12 protein-coding genes and 5 pseudogenes are annotated in these 14260 nt (G+C 59.7%); 12 read left to right on the forward strand and 5 right to left on the reverse strand.

The window, feature by feature from the left end; all coding sequences use genetic code 11:
• From C7I87_RS35805 to C7I87_RS35810, 7 genes and pseudogenes are all read left to right on the forward strand, one after another.
• A pseudogene (locus tag C7I87_RS35805) lies at positions 1–429 on the forward strand (hypothetical protein); the annotation flags it as partial.
• 394 nt (positions 430–823) lie between these two features.
• Complete coding sequence (gene pqqB / locus C7I87_RS03160; RefSeq protein ID WP_149902828.1) at positions 824–1762, forward strand: pyrroloquinoline quinone biosynthesis protein PqqB; 939 nt, start codon at positions 824–826, stop codon at positions 1760–1762.
• A complete protein-coding gene (gene pqqC / locus C7I87_RS03165) occupies positions 1759–2517 on the forward strand; it encodes a pyrroloquinoline-quinone synthase PqqC (protein WP_149902829.1) in 759 nt (252 codons plus the stop codon). Before pqqB ends, pqqC begins: the two co-directional genes overlap by 4 nt.
• Positions 2514–2810, forward strand: coding sequence for a pyrroloquinoline quinone biosynthesis peptide chaperone PqqD (pqqD, locus tag C7I87_RS03170; protein WP_149902830.1), 297 nt, complete (start codon positions 2514–2516; stop codon positions 2808–2810). Before pqqC ends, pqqD begins: the two co-directional genes overlap by 4 nt.
• Complete coding sequence (pqqE, locus tag C7I87_RS03175; protein ID WP_373424611.1) at positions 2780–3928, forward strand: pyrroloquinoline quinone biosynthesis protein PqqE; 1149 nt, start codon at positions 2780–2782, stop codon at positions 3926–3928. The genes pqqD and pqqE overlap by 31 nt, the downstream gene beginning before the upstream one ends.
• 1001 nt (positions 3929–4929) lie before the next feature.
• Positions 4930–6867, forward strand: a complete 1938-nt coding sequence (locus tag C7I87_RS03180) for an AI-2E family transporter (RefSeq protein ID WP_373424617.1) — start codon at positions 4930–4932, stop codon at positions 6865–6867.
• Between the two features lie 123 nt (positions 6868–6990).
• A pseudogene (locus C7I87_RS35810) lies at positions 6991–7181 on the forward strand (HWE histidine kinase domain-containing protein); the annotation flags it as partial.
• A 14-nt stretch (positions 7182–7195) separates the two neighbouring features.
• Here C7I87_RS35810 and C7I87_RS03185 read toward each other — a convergent pair.
• The 3 genes and pseudogenes from C7I87_RS03185 to C7I87_RS03195 all read right to left on the reverse strand — a co-directional run.
• A pseudogene (locus C7I87_RS03185) lies at positions 7196–7878 on the reverse strand (CocE/NonD family hydrolase); the annotation flags it as partial.
• Positions 7872–8266: pseudogene (locus tag C7I87_RS36710) on the reverse strand (class I SAM-dependent methyltransferase); the annotation flags it as partial. The pseudogenes C7I87_RS03185 and C7I87_RS36710, both read right to left, overlap by 7 nt.
• 112 nt (positions 8267–8378) lie before the next feature.
• Positions 8379–8696, reverse strand: coding sequence for a YMGG-like glycine zipper-containing protein (locus C7I87_RS03195; protein WP_140765768.1), 318 nt, complete (start codon positions 8694–8696; stop codon positions 8379–8381).
• Between the two features lie 237 nt (positions 8697–8933).
• On the opposite strand from C7I87_RS03195, the gene C7I87_RS03200 reads away from it, so the two are divergent.
• Positions 8934–10499: a recombinase family protein gene (locus C7I87_RS03200; protein ID WP_149902832.1), complete on the forward strand. Its 1566-nt coding sequence runs from the start codon at positions 8934–8936 to the stop codon at positions 10497–10499.
• Complete coding sequence (locus C7I87_RS03205) at positions 10496–11359, forward strand: plasmid partitioning protein RepB C-terminal domain-containing protein (protein WP_149902833.1); 864 nt, start codon at positions 10496–10498, stop codon at positions 11357–11359. Before C7I87_RS03200 ends, C7I87_RS03205 begins: the two co-directional genes overlap by 4 nt.
• A gap of 128 nt (positions 11360–11487) precedes the next feature.
• Here C7I87_RS03205 and C7I87_RS03210 read toward each other — a convergent pair whose 3' ends face one another.
• Together C7I87_RS03210 and C7I87_RS03215 are read right to left on the reverse strand one after the other, a co-directional pair.
• On the reverse strand, positions 11488–11949 hold the full coding sequence (locus C7I87_RS03210; RefSeq protein ID WP_149902834.1) for a hypothetical protein: 462 nt from the start codon (positions 11947–11949) through the stop codon (positions 11488–11490).
• Positions 11950–12159, reverse strand: a complete 210-nt coding sequence (locus C7I87_RS03215; protein WP_149902835.1) for a hypothetical protein — start codon at positions 12157–12159, stop codon at positions 11950–11952.
• Between the two features lie 194 nt (positions 12160–12353).
• Between C7I87_RS03215 and C7I87_RS03220 the strand changes: the two are divergent.
• From C7I87_RS03220 to C7I87_RS36600, 3 genes and pseudogenes are all read left to right on the forward strand, one after another.
• Positions 12354–12646 (forward strand): annotated as a pseudogene (locus C7I87_RS03220) (transposase); the annotation flags it as partial.
• 617 nt (positions 12647–13263) lie between these two features.
• Complete coding sequence (locus tag C7I87_RS03225) at positions 13264–13920, forward strand: GntR family transcriptional regulator (protein ID WP_149902836.1); 657 nt, start codon at positions 13264–13266, stop codon at positions 13918–13920.
• Positions 13921–14054: 134 nt separating this feature from the next.
• Positions 14055–14225, forward strand: a complete 171-nt coding sequence (locus C7I87_RS36600; RefSeq protein ID WP_306440424.1) for a hypothetical protein — start codon at positions 14055–14057, stop codon at positions 14223–14225.
• Positions 14226–14260 lie beyond the last annotated feature (35 nt).

Consider the following 14260-nt stretch of genomic DNA (forward strand, 5'->3'; position numbering starts at 1 on the left):
GCCGCGGCCATCGACGGCACGCTGGATCCACGTCCACCAAACCTATATGCCGAACGAGCCTGGAATTACATCACACTCGGTTACGGTCACGGTGAGACCTGGTGGCGGCAGTTCTGTACCGCGCTCAAGCAGGTCGGCTACGACGACGTCTTGTCAATCGAGCACGAGGACATGATGCTGACCCCGATGGAAGGAATGCGAAAATCCGTTGCGCTGCCGCGCAACGTCGCAATCAACCTCTCATTAAGCGGGAACTTGCCGCGGTTCTGGCTGAGAGAGCATCGCACGCGCACTCTCATGCGTCGGCACCATCCAAGACCCCAACGCCTGTCCAATCGTAGCGCTTTGACATCGAGTCGATCGCTGTCACCTCCGGGTGAACTCGGTCGGTATAACAGGACGGCGATGAAAGGGAGGAACCGACCTTGAGGTAGACAGTTATGTTTTGTTCGCTATTTTTGGTCGTTTCAGAACCCAGCGTTTCATTTGTCCATTTTTCACGTGATGCACGAGCCATTGCATACGCACTGGCGCTGATAACCGGCCCCTTTTCGGGCTAGCAAAACAGGAGGCTGCGATGAAGAAGAGCTGGAAGAAACCAACTATGTACCAGATTGCTGCGGGGTTCGAAATCTCGCGGTATCTGCCTGCCGAAACTGCTCCCAGGAAGTAGGCCGCAAACGGGCATGTGGTTGGCAACCGGGGCATGCACCTTGCCGCGTGGGGTCTTCGCAATGGGCATTGCCGCGGGGAGTGCAGGCGCCAAGCCGTCTAGCGCCGAGAATTTCGTGCCGGTCAAATGGGCCGCCGAGCAGGCACTGCCATGCGCGTGAAGATCATTGGATCCGCGGCGGGAGGCGGCCTTCCGCAATGGAACTGCAACTATCGCCTGAGCCGCGCAGCTCGCAGCGGGTTGTTAGGCGTGCATTCACGAACACAATCATGCGTTACCGCATCGGCGGACGGGATAGGCTGGGTTCTCTTCAATGCATCGCCCGACATTCGCCAGCAGATTGCGCAAACGCCTGAACTGCAGCCCGCGGTCGATGGGCCGTTGCGCTCGACGCCAATCCGCGCGGTGGTGCTGACCAATGCCGACATAGATCATGTCGCCGGCCTGCTCAGCCTGCGTGAACGACAGCCTTTCGCGATCTACGGCACGGCGCAGGTACTGGCGACGCTTGAGGCCAGTGCGATCTTCAATGTTCTCGATCCGGCGATCGTGCCGCGGCGCCTACTAGCGCCAACCGAGGAGCTGGCGATCCGCGATGCGGAGGGCGGCGAGACAGGCATTGTCGTTGACAGCTTTCCGGTGCCCGGGAAGGTCGCGCTTTATCTTGAGCAGGGACGCGATCCCGGCGCCGACTTCAGCTCCGACACCGGCCACACGATAGGCGTCCGTATCACCGAGGCCGGCAGTCGCGGCGGCGTTTTCTACATCCCGGGCTGTGCGCGCATCGATGTCGCCCTGCGCGCTCGGCTGACCGACGCCGCCTGCCTTCTGTTCGACGGCACAGTCTACACGGACGACGAGATGATCGCTGCCCGGGTCGGCCAGAAAACCGGTGCGCGCATGGGGCACATCGCGATCTCTGGAGCAGCGGGTTCGATTGCAGCGTTAGCCGATGTGACGATCGGCCGCCGGATCTTCGTGCATATCAACAACACCAATCCTGTTCTCGAAGAGAATTCCGCAGAGCACGCAGCAGTCAAGGCGGCTGGCTGGGAAGTCGCCAGCGACGGCATGGAGATGGAATTTTGAGAGATTTCCACGACGCGGCCCGATGCGGCCTCTCGAAGGGCGAACTCGAGGCCGTGCTGCGGCAGGTCGGTCGCGAGCGCTATCACAACCACCATCCGTTCCACCACAGAATGACCAGAGGCGCACTGTCGAAGGCCGAAATGCAGGCCTGGGCGCTGAACCGCTATTGCTACCAGGCCGTTATTCCGCGCAAGGACGCCATGATCCTGGCACACGCCGAGGATCCGGCGTTTCGCGCCGCCTGGCGCAAACGCATCGAGGACCACGACGGCGAGGACGGCTGGAGCGGCGGCATCGCGCGGTGGCTGCATCTGGCCACCTCGCTCGGGCTCGATGCCGAAGCCGTCAAGAGCGAAAGGCTGGTGCTGCCGGCGACACGCTTTGCGGTCGGCGCCTATCTCTCTTTCTGCACGAACCGGACCTTGCTCGAGGCGGTCGCATCGTCATTAACCGAGATGTTCTCGCCGCTCATCATCGACGAGCGGGTGTCGGCGATGCTGGCCAAGTACGAATATATCACAGAGGATACGCTGGCCTATTTCAGTTGGCGGCCCGAACAGGCATCGCGCGACGCTGAGTTCGCCCTCGCCTACGTGCTCGGCCATGCCGACTCGGCGAAACGCCAGCAGCAGACGATCGATGCGCTGGTGTTCAAATGCGATATACTCTGGGCCATGCTCGACGCGCTTCAAAATGCCTATGGCGCGCCAGGAAACATACCGCCGGGCGCCTTCCGCCCAGAGGCAGTCCGATGATGGCGCTGCGCGAAAGAGCCTTGGTGTCGTTGCAATCGGTGCCATCGCTGCCGAAGCATGTGCGCATACAGTACGACGCCGTGCGGCAAGCCTTCGCCGTGCTTTCGCCGGAGAAGATATTCTGGCCGAACGAGATCAGCCTCGACATATTGCGCCGCTGCGATGGGCAGTCCACGGTCGATCACATCATCGCCGATCTTGCCTCGGACTATGAGGCCGATCGGAAGGAGGTGGCGGCCGACGTCATCGCGTTCCTGCAGGAATGGTCGGACAAGCTGCTGGTGAGGCTGTGAGCGAGCCCATTCTCCCTCCGATCGGCATGCTGGCGGAACTGACACATCGCTGCCCGCTCCAGTGCCCTTATTGCTCCAATCCGCTCGAATTGCTGAAGGCCAATCGCGAGCTCGACACGCAGACTTGGCTCGATCTCTTCTCGCAGGCTGCCGATCTCGGCGTTCTCCAGGTGCATCTATCCGGCGGCGAGCCGACGCTGCGTCGCGACCTCGAGCAACTGATCGCCGGACTCTCGGCGCGCGGCGTCTACACCAACCTCATCACCGCCGGTATCAACATTGCCGAACGCCGCATCGAAGCCTTTGTCCAAGCCGGCCTCGACCATCTGCAACTGAGCTTTCAGGGTGCCCGTCAGGCGACCACCGACCGTATGGGCAACCACAGCGGCAGCCATGAAAAGAAGCTGGAGACGGCACGCCGAGCCCGCGCCGCCGGCCTGCCGCTCACCATCAATGCACCGATCTATCGCCACAACATCGAGGAAGTGCCGGAATTCATCGATCTGGCCCTTTCGTTGGGTGCGGAGCGGCTAGAGATCGCCAACGTGCAGTATGCCGGCTGGGCTTTGGCTAATCGCAATGCGCTGATGCCCGAACGTGCCGCGGTCGACCGGCAGATGGAGATCGTCGCGGCGGCGCAGGAACGGCTTGCCGGCATCATCAACATCGATTTTGTCCCGCCGGATTATTTCGCTGTTTATCCCAAGCCGTGCATGGGCGGCTGGGCGCGAGACGCCTTCATGGTGACGCCCGACGGCACCGTGCTGCCGTGCCACGCCGCGCAGACCATCCCTTCGCTCCGCTTCGAACGTTTCGGGCCGAACTCGCTCGCCGAGATCTGGACCGATTCAGCTGCACTCAATGCCTTCCGCGGTACCAAATGGATGCAGGAGCCTTGCCGAAGCTGTGAGCGGCGCGAGCTCGATTGGGGTGGCTGCAGATGTCAGGCAATGACAATTGCAGGCGATGCGGCTGCAACGGATCCAGTCTGCATTAAGTCGCCGATTCACGCCCGCATGGCCATGCTCAGCGGCGAGACGGGGCGCACAGCGAAACCTGCCTCGGCGGACGAAGCCTTCATCCATCGTCAGATAGGAATTATGACTGAACGCGCTTAGAGGGCGTTTGGAAATCGGAACATTGTGATTCCGGCCGCCGCTGGTTGTGATTCAAGCTGTGGAGTGGGCCCGACAGAGCCGTGCCCGCCGATCGGCCCTCCGCCGCACAAGCTGTGGCGCCGGCCGTCACTGCCGCCAATTAGGTTACCTTCGCTCAGGCGACGACTCCCTGGTGAAAGCAATCCAGGATCAGCGCCCGTGTCGTGAAACGGCACGGATACGCTTACAAGGGAGTACTAGCTGTTGAGGTCTGTTCGCCGTGTGTTCCTCCAAAAATCGCATAATTGGCAGTCTGGAATTTGCGGAGAATTTCCAGAAACCGCCATCTCTTAGCGGCCTCAGATTGCGGTGAACCTCAAATCAACAGTCGTGACGATCATTGCAATTGTCGCGACCTTTGGCCTGTCGTTCACGGCAAGACTCGCCCTACACATGCCGATCGATTGGCTGAGTTGGATTGAGTGCACCCTCATCCCCATCCTGATTGGAATACCCGTCGGGGCCTATATCTCGCTCAGTCGGAAACGATCCAGGGCGCATGTGACAAGCTGGAAATGTCGTATGCGGCCCCTGAGAGAGACCCACGACAAGCTGGCGTTCGTTCACCGGAAGAGGATCGAGCGCTGGGGGGTCGGAAACGACAAGAGCTGCCTAATTGTCAGAGATTGACTCTAACATGATCTCCGCCGATTTTGACGTCTCGTCACCGGACGCCACTGTTGTCCAGGGTAATTTGCCAACCCGCGAAGGCGTTTGATGCAGAACTGTCGATCCGCGGGTATCCTCCTCTTGGTGGAACAATTACACTCCTGCACCGGTAGGCACTCCAAGTTCGCATTGGGTTACGGATTCCGAACCGTGCATTATGCGCAAAAACCCACTGCAACCATTAGTCTCTGCTAACGTTGCAGGACCAGCTGACAGGCGCCCCTATCACTGAAGGGCAAGGTGGAGGGGTTATTGTGGGGATCGATCGTAACGGCAGATATCCCTTCTCCGGACTGCAAAGTACCCTTCCGGCAGCACATCGGCGGACCGCGTTGCCCACCGTCGCGACGGTCGTCGTGACCGTGGCCGCTCTGTATTTCGGGCGCGAGGTTTTCCTGCCGATTGCGATTGCCCTGCTGTTGACCTTCGCGCTCGCCCCGATGGTTTCCTCGCTAAAACGGGCCGGCATTCCCCGGGTCGCGGCTGTCGTATTGAGCGTCCTTGGCGCCTTCGCAGCGCTGGCTCTGTTCAGCTTCATTGTCGCCTCGCAGGTCAACGAATTGGCGCAGAATGTCGCGCTTTACCAGGCGAACATTCTAACCAAGGTGCGCTCGCTCAAGGAAAGAGGCGTAGGGGGCGGCATCATTGGCAGGTTGAGCGATGTGGTCGAGCGTGTCGGCCAGGAGATCGATAAACAAGAACCTGCGCTGCCCTCAGCGGCAAACACGCCAAAGCGCGAACCGGTGCCAGTCGAAATCGTCCCGCGCGAAAGGCCGCTCGAGGTGCTCCAGAGCATCGTCGGCCCCCTGATCAGTCCCTTGGCATCTGCCGGTCTGATCATAGTCGTTGTCGTCTTCATGCTCCTAGAACGGGAAGATCTACGGGATCGTTTCATCCGGCTTGTGGGCTACGGCGACCTTCATCGAACGACTCAGGCGTTGCAGGATGCCGGAAGGCGAGTCGGTCGCTATCTGCTGATGCAGATGGTGGTCAACGTCGCCTATGCAGTGCCAATTGCGATTGGGCTCTGGATACTCGGCATCCCTAACGCCTTGCTCTGGGGCTTGCTTGCACTTGCACTGCGCTTTGTGCCCTATATCGGTCCGATTATCGGTGCTTCCCTTCCTTTATTCCTAGCGCTCGCCGTGGCTCCCGGATGGTCGCTCCTATTGTGGACAGCGGCGCTGTTCGTCGTGATGGAGCTGATCACCGGCAATGTCATCGAGCCTTGGCTTTACGGGTCGCGCACAGGCTTGTCGCCTCTGGCGATCATAGTCGCCGCAATTTTCTGGACCTGGTTATGGGGGCCACTCGGGCTGGTCCTGTCAACGCCCTTAACTGTCTGTCTGGTCGTGCTCGGTCGGCACGTTCCGCAATTTGAGTTCCTCGACGTGCTGTTCGGCGATGAGCCGATGCTTGAACCGCATGCGCGGCTCTACCAGCGTCTGCTCGCCGGTGACCCAGAAGAAGCCACAGACCATGCTGAGGAGTTTCTTGAAGAGGGATACTTGGTCGAATTCTACGACAAAGTGGCCATTCCCGCCTTGCTGCTAGGTGAGCAGGATCGGGTTCGCGGCGTAATGGGCGAACCGCAAAGACGCCAGGTGGCGGCAAGCGCCCAGACTATGGTGGCAAACTTGGTGGAAAGCGCGCAGCAGGAGGCCAGCGAGGAAGAGGAACCGACCTTGGCCGACGACGCCGAACCGAGCGACGCCAAGGACGGCGAGTATGAGATCGAACTGCCTGATGGTACAGATATCACCGTGCTGTGCGCAGGCGGGCGTGGCGAACTCGATGACGCTGCGGCCGCCATGCTGATGCAGGTGCTGGAAGTCCAGGGTGCGGAAGCATCAATGGCCAGCTTTGCCGATTTGGAGCCAAACGCTCTTCGCCGCCTCGAACTTGGCAGCTTCGACACCGTTGTCGTCAATTTCCTCAACCAGGATTCGGTCAAACACGCTCGCTTCCTAGTTCGTCGCTTGAAGCGGGCAAAGGTGTCGCTACGGGTAGGCGTGGTGCTTTGGTCCGGGCCGGGCAATGACGACAACGACGCATGCGAGAAGCTCGCCACTGGCATCAACGCCGATTTCGTCGCGGATGGCATGATCAGTGCTGTGCTGGGTGCGCTTTCCAAATCCGCGCCAGTGGGGCTCAAATCAACGGCAAAACGCCGTCCCCGTCGCCCTCCGCCTCGACCGAAGAGGGCTCTCTCGGCCACTCCGGCCGAGTGATCTCCATATCATCACGACGCGGGCGATCTTTACCGTTCCATCCACCCAATGTGCGACCTGACTGATCCGTTGCGGTGGGAAAGATATTACCTGGAAACTCGCGACTAGAGACCGCACGGGTGGCTCAGTCCCATCCATGACGAGCGGCTAGCATATCACTTCGGCTCACAGAAGACCGAACCGACTATCGCAAAATCGAGAGCCTTGAAGTGTTGGAGCATCGTCTGCTCCTGGAGGTCGACCATCGTGCCAATAACGTGCTTGCCCTAATCGACAGCATCGTTCGGCTGACCGCGTCACACGAAGCTGCCCTGGAACCTAATAGGTCCGGTCGCGGCCCGTCCACGATATCGGCACGCAGCTTCGGCGTATTCTCCACCTTGTTGTCTTCTGCGCAAAGCCAATGGCGCCACCATGAAATCGCCTCGGCATGGAAGTCGGCGCGGGGTTTGGGATCAGCAAAATGCGGATACTTGTATATCCATGGGCCGATCAGGTCCCAGGCCATTTCCGGCATTCCGGCGACCGCCTTCAAAGGCGTGTTGCGGTAGCCGTCGGCCCATCCAGCAATGACCAGTGCGGGGACGGAAAAACCGTCAAAATCCTCGCAGATCGAACCGTGGCGCCAGAAGTCGTCGGGGCGCTAGTGAGAGAGCCACTCCTCCATGAAGAACGGCTCGCCTTCCAGCCGCTCGAGCCACATGTCGCGCCAACGTTCTTTAACGAGATCGGGATCGGGGGGCCGCGCCTGGAAGGCAATCATCGCCGCCCATGACAGTTGCGCCGATAGATGCGTTCCATTCTTGTAATGAATATCGTCGTTATAACGATCGACAGTCGATGACAGGGAGATCACGGCCTTGAGAGCAGGGGCTTGAGGGCCGCCTCGATAACCTCGACCGCATCGGCAAGCTCACGTACGGTATATTCGCCGTCGATCACACCGTCGGACTCGCCGCAGCCACGAATGTCGACAAGCACGCCCGCGATACCGGCCGCCGCGACCGGCCATGCACGCGAAACAAGAAAGGTGTCGCCACCATCGCCCAGCCGCCGGGCTTCGTCATTGCGTGGATATTGGCGGCCGCCGCATGCGGGCACTGCACATGCTCCAGCACCTGGTCGGCGATGACGATGGAATATTGCTCGTCGGTGCGGTCCTTGCAGATGTCGAACTTGGGAAAATCCACCGACCGGTAATCCGGGCACAGCGCCCGCCAGTAGCGGTTCCAGCCCGGCGAAATCTCGATCACGTCGCGCGACTTGCGTTGGCGGCTTCGAGGAAAACCGTGAAGGCTTCGATCTGGCGGATGCGCAGCCAGTTGCGGTCGTCGTAGCGAAGTAGCCGCTTCACAGCATGCTTGCCGCGGTTTTTCAGGGCACCGGCAAGGCTTGACATTCTCGACCTCCTCCTGCCCGCCGCAAAACCGTCATATCCCGCAAAGCGTACAAAAGAGTGACGGTGTGAGGGAGCCGGCGTTAACGCGCCGGCTCACACAGTCAGAAGCTCATCAATAATTGCCGTTGTAGTAACGGTCGTCGCAGGGCGCGGTGTAGATGCGGCCGTAACGGTCCTGGTAGCGGCAGAGCTGGTCCTCTCGGCGCTGAGGGGTGGTGGCGGAGCCGACGACGGCGCCAAGCAGCGCGCCGCTGGCCGCGCCGATGACCGTGCTCTTGGTGTTGCCGCCGATGGCCTGGCCGACGAGAGCACCGCCGGCGCCTCCCAATAGCGCACCGGTGGTGGCGCGCTGCTGGCCTTCGGTCTGCGACTGGCAACCTGCAAGCGCTGCGGTGATCAGAACCGCCAGAATAGCCTTCTTGATGATCATCACTGGAACTCCTCTGAAGCCCCGCGGACTGACGGACAGGGGCGAACGAAGCCGATGCGGCTGCATTGCGGCGGAACGGCGGCGCGGCTTCTCACGAAGTGAGTCAGGGTTTCCCATGAGTTGAAAGCCATGGTTTCCAAAGTGCAAAGCTGTCGGGCGGACGCTTCGATTTAATCTTGACTGGAATTGGCATGGGCTGCCCGCTAGAATTGACATTCGTCCCGATGGTGCAAGGCGATGGACAAGGTTCCTGCGGCCCGCGAACCTCCTACGGAGAGGCGAAGGGTTCGCGCGGCTCAATATGTACGAATGTCCACCGAGCACCAGACTTATTCCCTCGAGAATCAGAAGGATGCAATCCACAGCTATGCAGAGGTCATGGGGTACGACATCGTCGCCACCTATGAAGACCCCGGCCGTAGCGGGTTGCACATAGAAGGCCGGCCCGGGCTCAAGAAGCTGCTGTTCGACATTGAACACGGCCTCGCCGATTACGAGACTGTCGTCGTCTATGACGTGAGCAGATGGGGCCGGTTCCAAAGCGTCGATGAAAGCGCTTCCTACGAATATCGATGTCAGATGGCGGGTGTTCGGATTGAGTTTTGCGCCGAGCAGTTCGCGAACGATGGCACCGTCGGATCCGATGTACTCAAGGCCATAAAGCGCAGCATGGCTGCAGAGTACAGCCGGATGTTGTCACAGAGGGTCTTCTTGGGCCAGGTGAGGATGGCCCGCATGGGCTTCCACGTGGGCGGCATCCAGGGGCTCGGACTAAGGCGTCTGATGGTTGACCAGTTCAGACAGCCCAAACTCATCCTCGCCCGCTATGAATACAAGAACTTCCAGACAGACCGGGTGATCATCGTGCCGGGGCCACCGGAAGAGATAGCTACTGTTCGATTGATCTTTCGCCTGTTTGTCCGGTCACGCAAAAACGAACCTCAAATCGCAAAATATCTGAATGACCGAGGGATCCTGAACGACTTCGGCCGGCCCTGGAAAGCCGATGGCGTGCGCCGTGTCCTGACCAATGAGAAATATATCGGCAACAACGTCTGGAATAGACGCTGCACCAAACTAAAAACCAAGGTTGTGTACAATCCCCCGGACCAATGGGTCAGAGCTGAAAACGCCTTTGAGCCTATTATCAGTCGCCAATTATTCGACAAAGCACAGCAAATATTGAAATCGCTTTATCTTCACATGAGCGATGACGAGATGCTGGCAGTCCTACGAAGACTCTACAAACGTCATGGGAAACTGTCGTCCGACATCATCAACGCAGCGCCCGAATGCCCTTCGGCCTATCGCTATAGCGCGCATTTCGGAGGTCTGCTCGGTGCATACAAGCTGATCGGTTGCCTGCCGCCCAGAAAGTCTCATTTCATCGAAATTGACAGGCGCCTCAAGGCTATCCGCCATCAGGCATTAGAAGACCTGCTGGTCGCGATCGAACAGGCAGGCGGCCACGCTTCCCAAGACCCTGAAACGGAGATCATCCGCATCAATGGCGAGTTGACCGTAGCGCTCGCGATCGCCAGGTGTCGCGTTTCGCATTCTGCCTATCCCCGCTGGTCTTCGCGGGCCGTGCGAGAGGCCAGGGCGGGTATTTTCGTCTTGATCCGCATGCAGCCGGGCAATCTGATCGTTCGCGACTACCTGATCGCTCCGACGCATGAAATTTCCGGGTTCAAAGGAGATTTCCATGTCAACAATGGAATGAAGCTGGATGCGTTTCTTTTCCGATCGCTAGATCCGCTCGTTGCGCTGGCTGAGCGAACATTTGTCGGGAGCGCCACATGAAGGAGCGCCGCACAGTTTTAGGCCTGGAAGCCGCCGACCTCCTTTTGCAGAAAAACCGCACAAGACATGCGGCGCTTTTGGAAAAGATGCAAGAGCCCAACAGATGGTTCACCGGTCCATGGCTGTGCAGAACCTATCAGGCTGAATGCCAAAGAACGCGCGACATGATCGCAGAAGCGATTATCTCTCGGCATCTGCTGGAGACGATCGCCGAGGTGTTTCGATATCCGATCAAGCAGGAACCGTTCCGTCGCCTGCTATCGGCCGAAAGCCTGGCCTTTGTGCCGAAGGCCCTGGCCGAGGGGCCTACTTTGAACCTGATTGCGGAGAGTTCAGCGCCAAGCCCGTTGGTCAATGGAGTTTCTCCCGAGGCTCTCGAGCTTTTGCAGGATTGGAATGTGCCGCCACAGGTCTTCGCGTCCTTGCGCAAGATGGTTCCGGAAAGGCAGCTCAAAGCGGCAAGGCTCATGATCGCCCTGAAGAGAGTGAGCTTCCATTATGCGCAACTCCTCTCAACGCTTACTCCGGCGTCGCAGTTGGTGGATCCCTCCAGGCCGAGAAAGAAGTTTGTCGGGGTGACAGCCGACCAGCTGGCCGCCATGGAAGCTGAGTTTGATTTGCTGAACGAAGAATTTCTGTACTGCGCCAGCCTTCGTGGCACCTGGGCGCTGGAGTTGATGGTGGCAAGGCTCTATCTCGACCGGTTGATGGAAAACGCGCGGGTGGTTAGACACCTTGCGCGGGATTTTCCGGAGCAGCTCGCAAGGTTCCAAATGATACTGGACATTCCAGCGGATCAGGAAGCTTTGACGAGCCAACCGGTAAAAACCGGGCTAAAGCGCACGCATTTTGTCTTCTGAGTTGGCGCCTTCGGGCAAGATGCTGCCCGCTCGCACAAAATGACGCGCTTCTCCCAGCAGCTACGCGATCTGGCTAATCCAGGCGCCCACGACAGCGTCGCCGCGATGCAAGCCGGGCCGTAAGGAATTCAGTTTCGTGGCATGCTGTGGACCTCGAGCCGGACCGGCCCGCCCCGATCGCAATTCGTGCAGAAAAGCGCCCGTTCGACCGAGCTGAACAGGGCTTCCCTGCCGTAACGCCGGATCAGCCCTTCCGGCTTTACCGTGGCGTGATGCGAGCATTTCGTGCACCAGGCCCGCAACGTGTGCCATGAGCGCAGATCGCCAAGCGCGACATCCAAACCGGCGTGGATGCTGCCGTCGATAATCGTTTGCGGCGGGATTTTCACTTCGCCCGGAGTGATGATCTTTTCCATGACATGGCGACTGTTGTAGTGGATCAGCAGCATGCCTGGGCGGCGCCGGATGGCTGCCTGCCAAGCGGCCTGGCTGACCACGGCATCCGGAGACCGACAGATGGTTTCGAGATGCGTGTTCTCCTCTCGGTCCCAGACCTCGATCCAGAAATTGTCTTCGGCCGTGTCCGCCATTTAGGGTCGCGCCTTGTGCCAGCCCCGAGAGAAACCGTTGGAAACCGCTTTGCGCGACAGCGCGAGCTCGCGCTCGAGTTCTGCGTTCCTGGCCAGAATGTTCAGCAGTGCGATCACGGCGTCGCCGCCGGCCGCAGCAATGGCATCCTGCGCCGCCATTTCCAGTTCCGACATGCCTTCGTCGGCTGGCTTGTTTTTGCGCTTTCGCATCTTTCCTCCGATCGACACGACGGCTACGACAACCCCGGAACTACATGCTTGGGAGGCGTGTAGCGGCGCCGGGCAGCTACCGTGTGCCATGAGAACGAATAAGGAACATTCTCCTTGCCCGTCAAGATCGATCGTGGAATCTATCCCGCATGAGCGACGAACCTACCAAGCTTGCGATGGCATGACGCGGCGCGGGCCTGACGCCAGCACGATGCCAGTCCGGTGAAACTGACATTCAGGGCAAGGTCAGCGTTGCGGCGACGAACTCGCCCGCACCGCCCTCTACGAGGCAGCACATTCGCTACTCGTGCGCTCGAAGAAATGGTCGAGCTTGCGCGCCTGGGGCATGAACATCGCCAAACGTCGCGGCATGGCGCGCGCCCGCGTGGCGGTAGCCCGCAAGCTGGCCGCCATCCTGCATCGCATGTGGGCCGACGCAACCGAATTCCGCTTTGGAAAGGAAGCCGCCGGCCCCACATTGGCATGAAATAGAACAAGGAACAAAAACGAACACAGACAGCGGTTCGCCCGAGAGGGTGATCCGGATCGTTCCCGGGGGGACGGTGGGCAAGGCGATCTCGTTAGCAGGCACGATCCTGGGGGGAATTCTCCAAGGTCGTTCAACAGATTGAGACGCCTCGCTCTCCCTGACCCCATCATGCGGCGGCTCCGCGCCGACTGCGAAGAGAAGCCAGTGACCCGCGGGGCGACATGATCCGGAAAAATATCAGGAGGAGCTTGACCTCAACGACCCCAATCAGAGAAGCCTGCTAGAGCACATCACCTATATCGATGCACTCGAAAGCCGAAACTCTGCCCGGGTTGCAAAGGCCTGCCGAGCGCATCTTGCTTCGGCAAGAGCAACGCTGATGCGTTCACTGATTGCATTCGAAGAATGATCAAAGCAGCCGAGCCTTCATGCTAACCGGTAACGGGATGAATAACGCGCAATTCCTGACCCAAAACGGCAGGCTTAAGAGTCGGCGAACTCATGTTCATCTCGACTCAATTAGGGGCGCATATTGTTTGGCTTCGGGCGGTTAACCATGGCTGTCGAACGTCACGATCTATGGCATTTTCGGAAATTTATGATATTCCTGCGAAATGCTCGCGAACGCTCCCGCCGCCACAATATCGGACACGACCTATCACCAGATAAGGGCCGACATAATCTTTGGCCGGCTCGCCCCTGGGGAGAAGCTTAAGCTCGACAAGCTGAAGGGCCTTTATGGGGCCAGCGTTTCAACCCTGCGGGAGATCCTCAATCGACTGGCTTCCGATGGGCTCGTTGTCGCCGAGGGGCAACGGGGCTTCCAGGTCGCGCCGGTCTCGCCCGGGGATCTCAAGGAGATCGCGGCGCTGCGGCAATTGCTGGAATGCTATGCGATGGAATTGTCCTTCCCCGCCGGCGACATGGATTGGGAGGGCAGGGTGGTGTCGGCCCATCACAAGCTCCACCAGATGGAAATCAGGATGATCAGCGGGGACCGGTCGGTCACCAAGGACTGGAAACGTTACGACTGGGAATTCCACCAGTCGCTGATCTCGGCCTGCGGTTCTCGCGCTCTGATGGAAACGCATGCTGCCGTTTTCGACAAGTATTTGCGGTATCAGATGATTTCGCTGACCTTCCGCGGCCAGATCGCGGCCGACGAGCACAAGCAATTGTTGGACGCGGCGCTGGCGCGGGACGTGGCCTCGGCACAGGCAATCCTGCGCAGGCATGTCGAGGCGGGCGTGAAGCACGGCTTGACCGCCTGACGGGATCGCGTGCGGCAGCCCGCGCGCATAGCTGGTCTAAGCGACTGCAACCCGCTCGCGTGCGCGCCGCCTTTTTTATCGCGGCCAAGCTTCAACGCTTCTAACCCTTCGCGCCCGGAGACCAGCGGGGCGGCATGGCCAAGCGCGACATCGGCGAAATGCCGGATCTGCAAGGCCAGGGGATCGTCGATGCGGTGTTCGAGATGACCGCGTTCGATCGGCTCCCACCAGCTGCGCCGATCATCGTAATGCCAGAGCGCGAGATCGGGATCGACAGCGGGCCGCGCGTGCCGCCGATCAGGTAACAGGCCTGGCCGGTGTTGGGGTAGGCCAGGTTCTC

Origin of the sequence: Mesorhizobium sp. SARCC-RB16n (assembly GCF_008520305.1) — a bacterium.
In the GTDB taxonomy this organism is placed as follows: Bacteria; Pseudomonadota; Alphaproteobacteria; order Rhizobiales; family Rhizobiaceae; genus Mesorhizobium.

What these genes read in the sequence shown, in the direction of transcription:
- pqqB (WP_149902828.1), top strand. Translation starts at nt 824, where the DNA reads ATGCGCGTGAAGATCATTGGATCCGCGGCGGGAGGCGGCCTTCCGCAA.
- pqqD (WP_149902830.1), top strand. Translation starts at nt 2,514, where the DNA reads ATGATGGCGCTGCGCGAAAGAGCCTTGGTGTCGTTGCAATCGGTGCCA.
- pqqE (WP_373424611.1), top strand. Translation starts at nt 2,780, where the DNA reads ATGGTCGGACAAGCTGCTGGTGAGGCTGTGAGCGAGCCCATTCTCCCT.
- C7I87_RS03195 (WP_140765768.1), bottom strand. Translation starts at nt 8,696, where the DNA reads ATGATCATCAAGAAGGCTATTCTGGCGGTTCTGATCACCGCAGCGCTT.
- C7I87_RS03200 (WP_149902832.1), top strand. Translation starts at nt 8,934, where the DNA reads ATGGACAAGGTTCCTGCGGCCCGCGAACCTCCTACGGAGAGGCGAAGG.
- C7I87_RS03205 (WP_149902833.1), top strand. Translation starts at nt 10,496, where the DNA reads ATGAAGGAGCGCCGCACAGTTTTAGGCCTGGAAGCCGCCGACCTCCTT.
- C7I87_RS03210 (WP_149902834.1), bottom strand. Translation starts at nt 11,949, where the DNA reads ATGGCGGACACGGCCGAAGACAATTTCTGGATCGAGGTCTGGGACCGA.
- C7I87_RS03215 (WP_149902835.1), bottom strand. Translation starts at nt 12,159, where the DNA reads ATGCGAAAGCGCAAAAACAAGCCAGCCGACGAAGGCATGTCGGAACTG.
- C7I87_RS03225 (WP_149902836.1), top strand. Translation starts at nt 13,264, where the DNA reads ATGCTCGCGAACGCTCCCGCCGCCACAATATCGGACACGACCTATCAC.
- C7I87_RS36600 (WP_306440424.1), top strand. Translation starts at nt 14,055, where the DNA reads ATGGCCAAGCGCGACATCGGCGAAATGCCGGATCTGCAAGGCCAGGGG.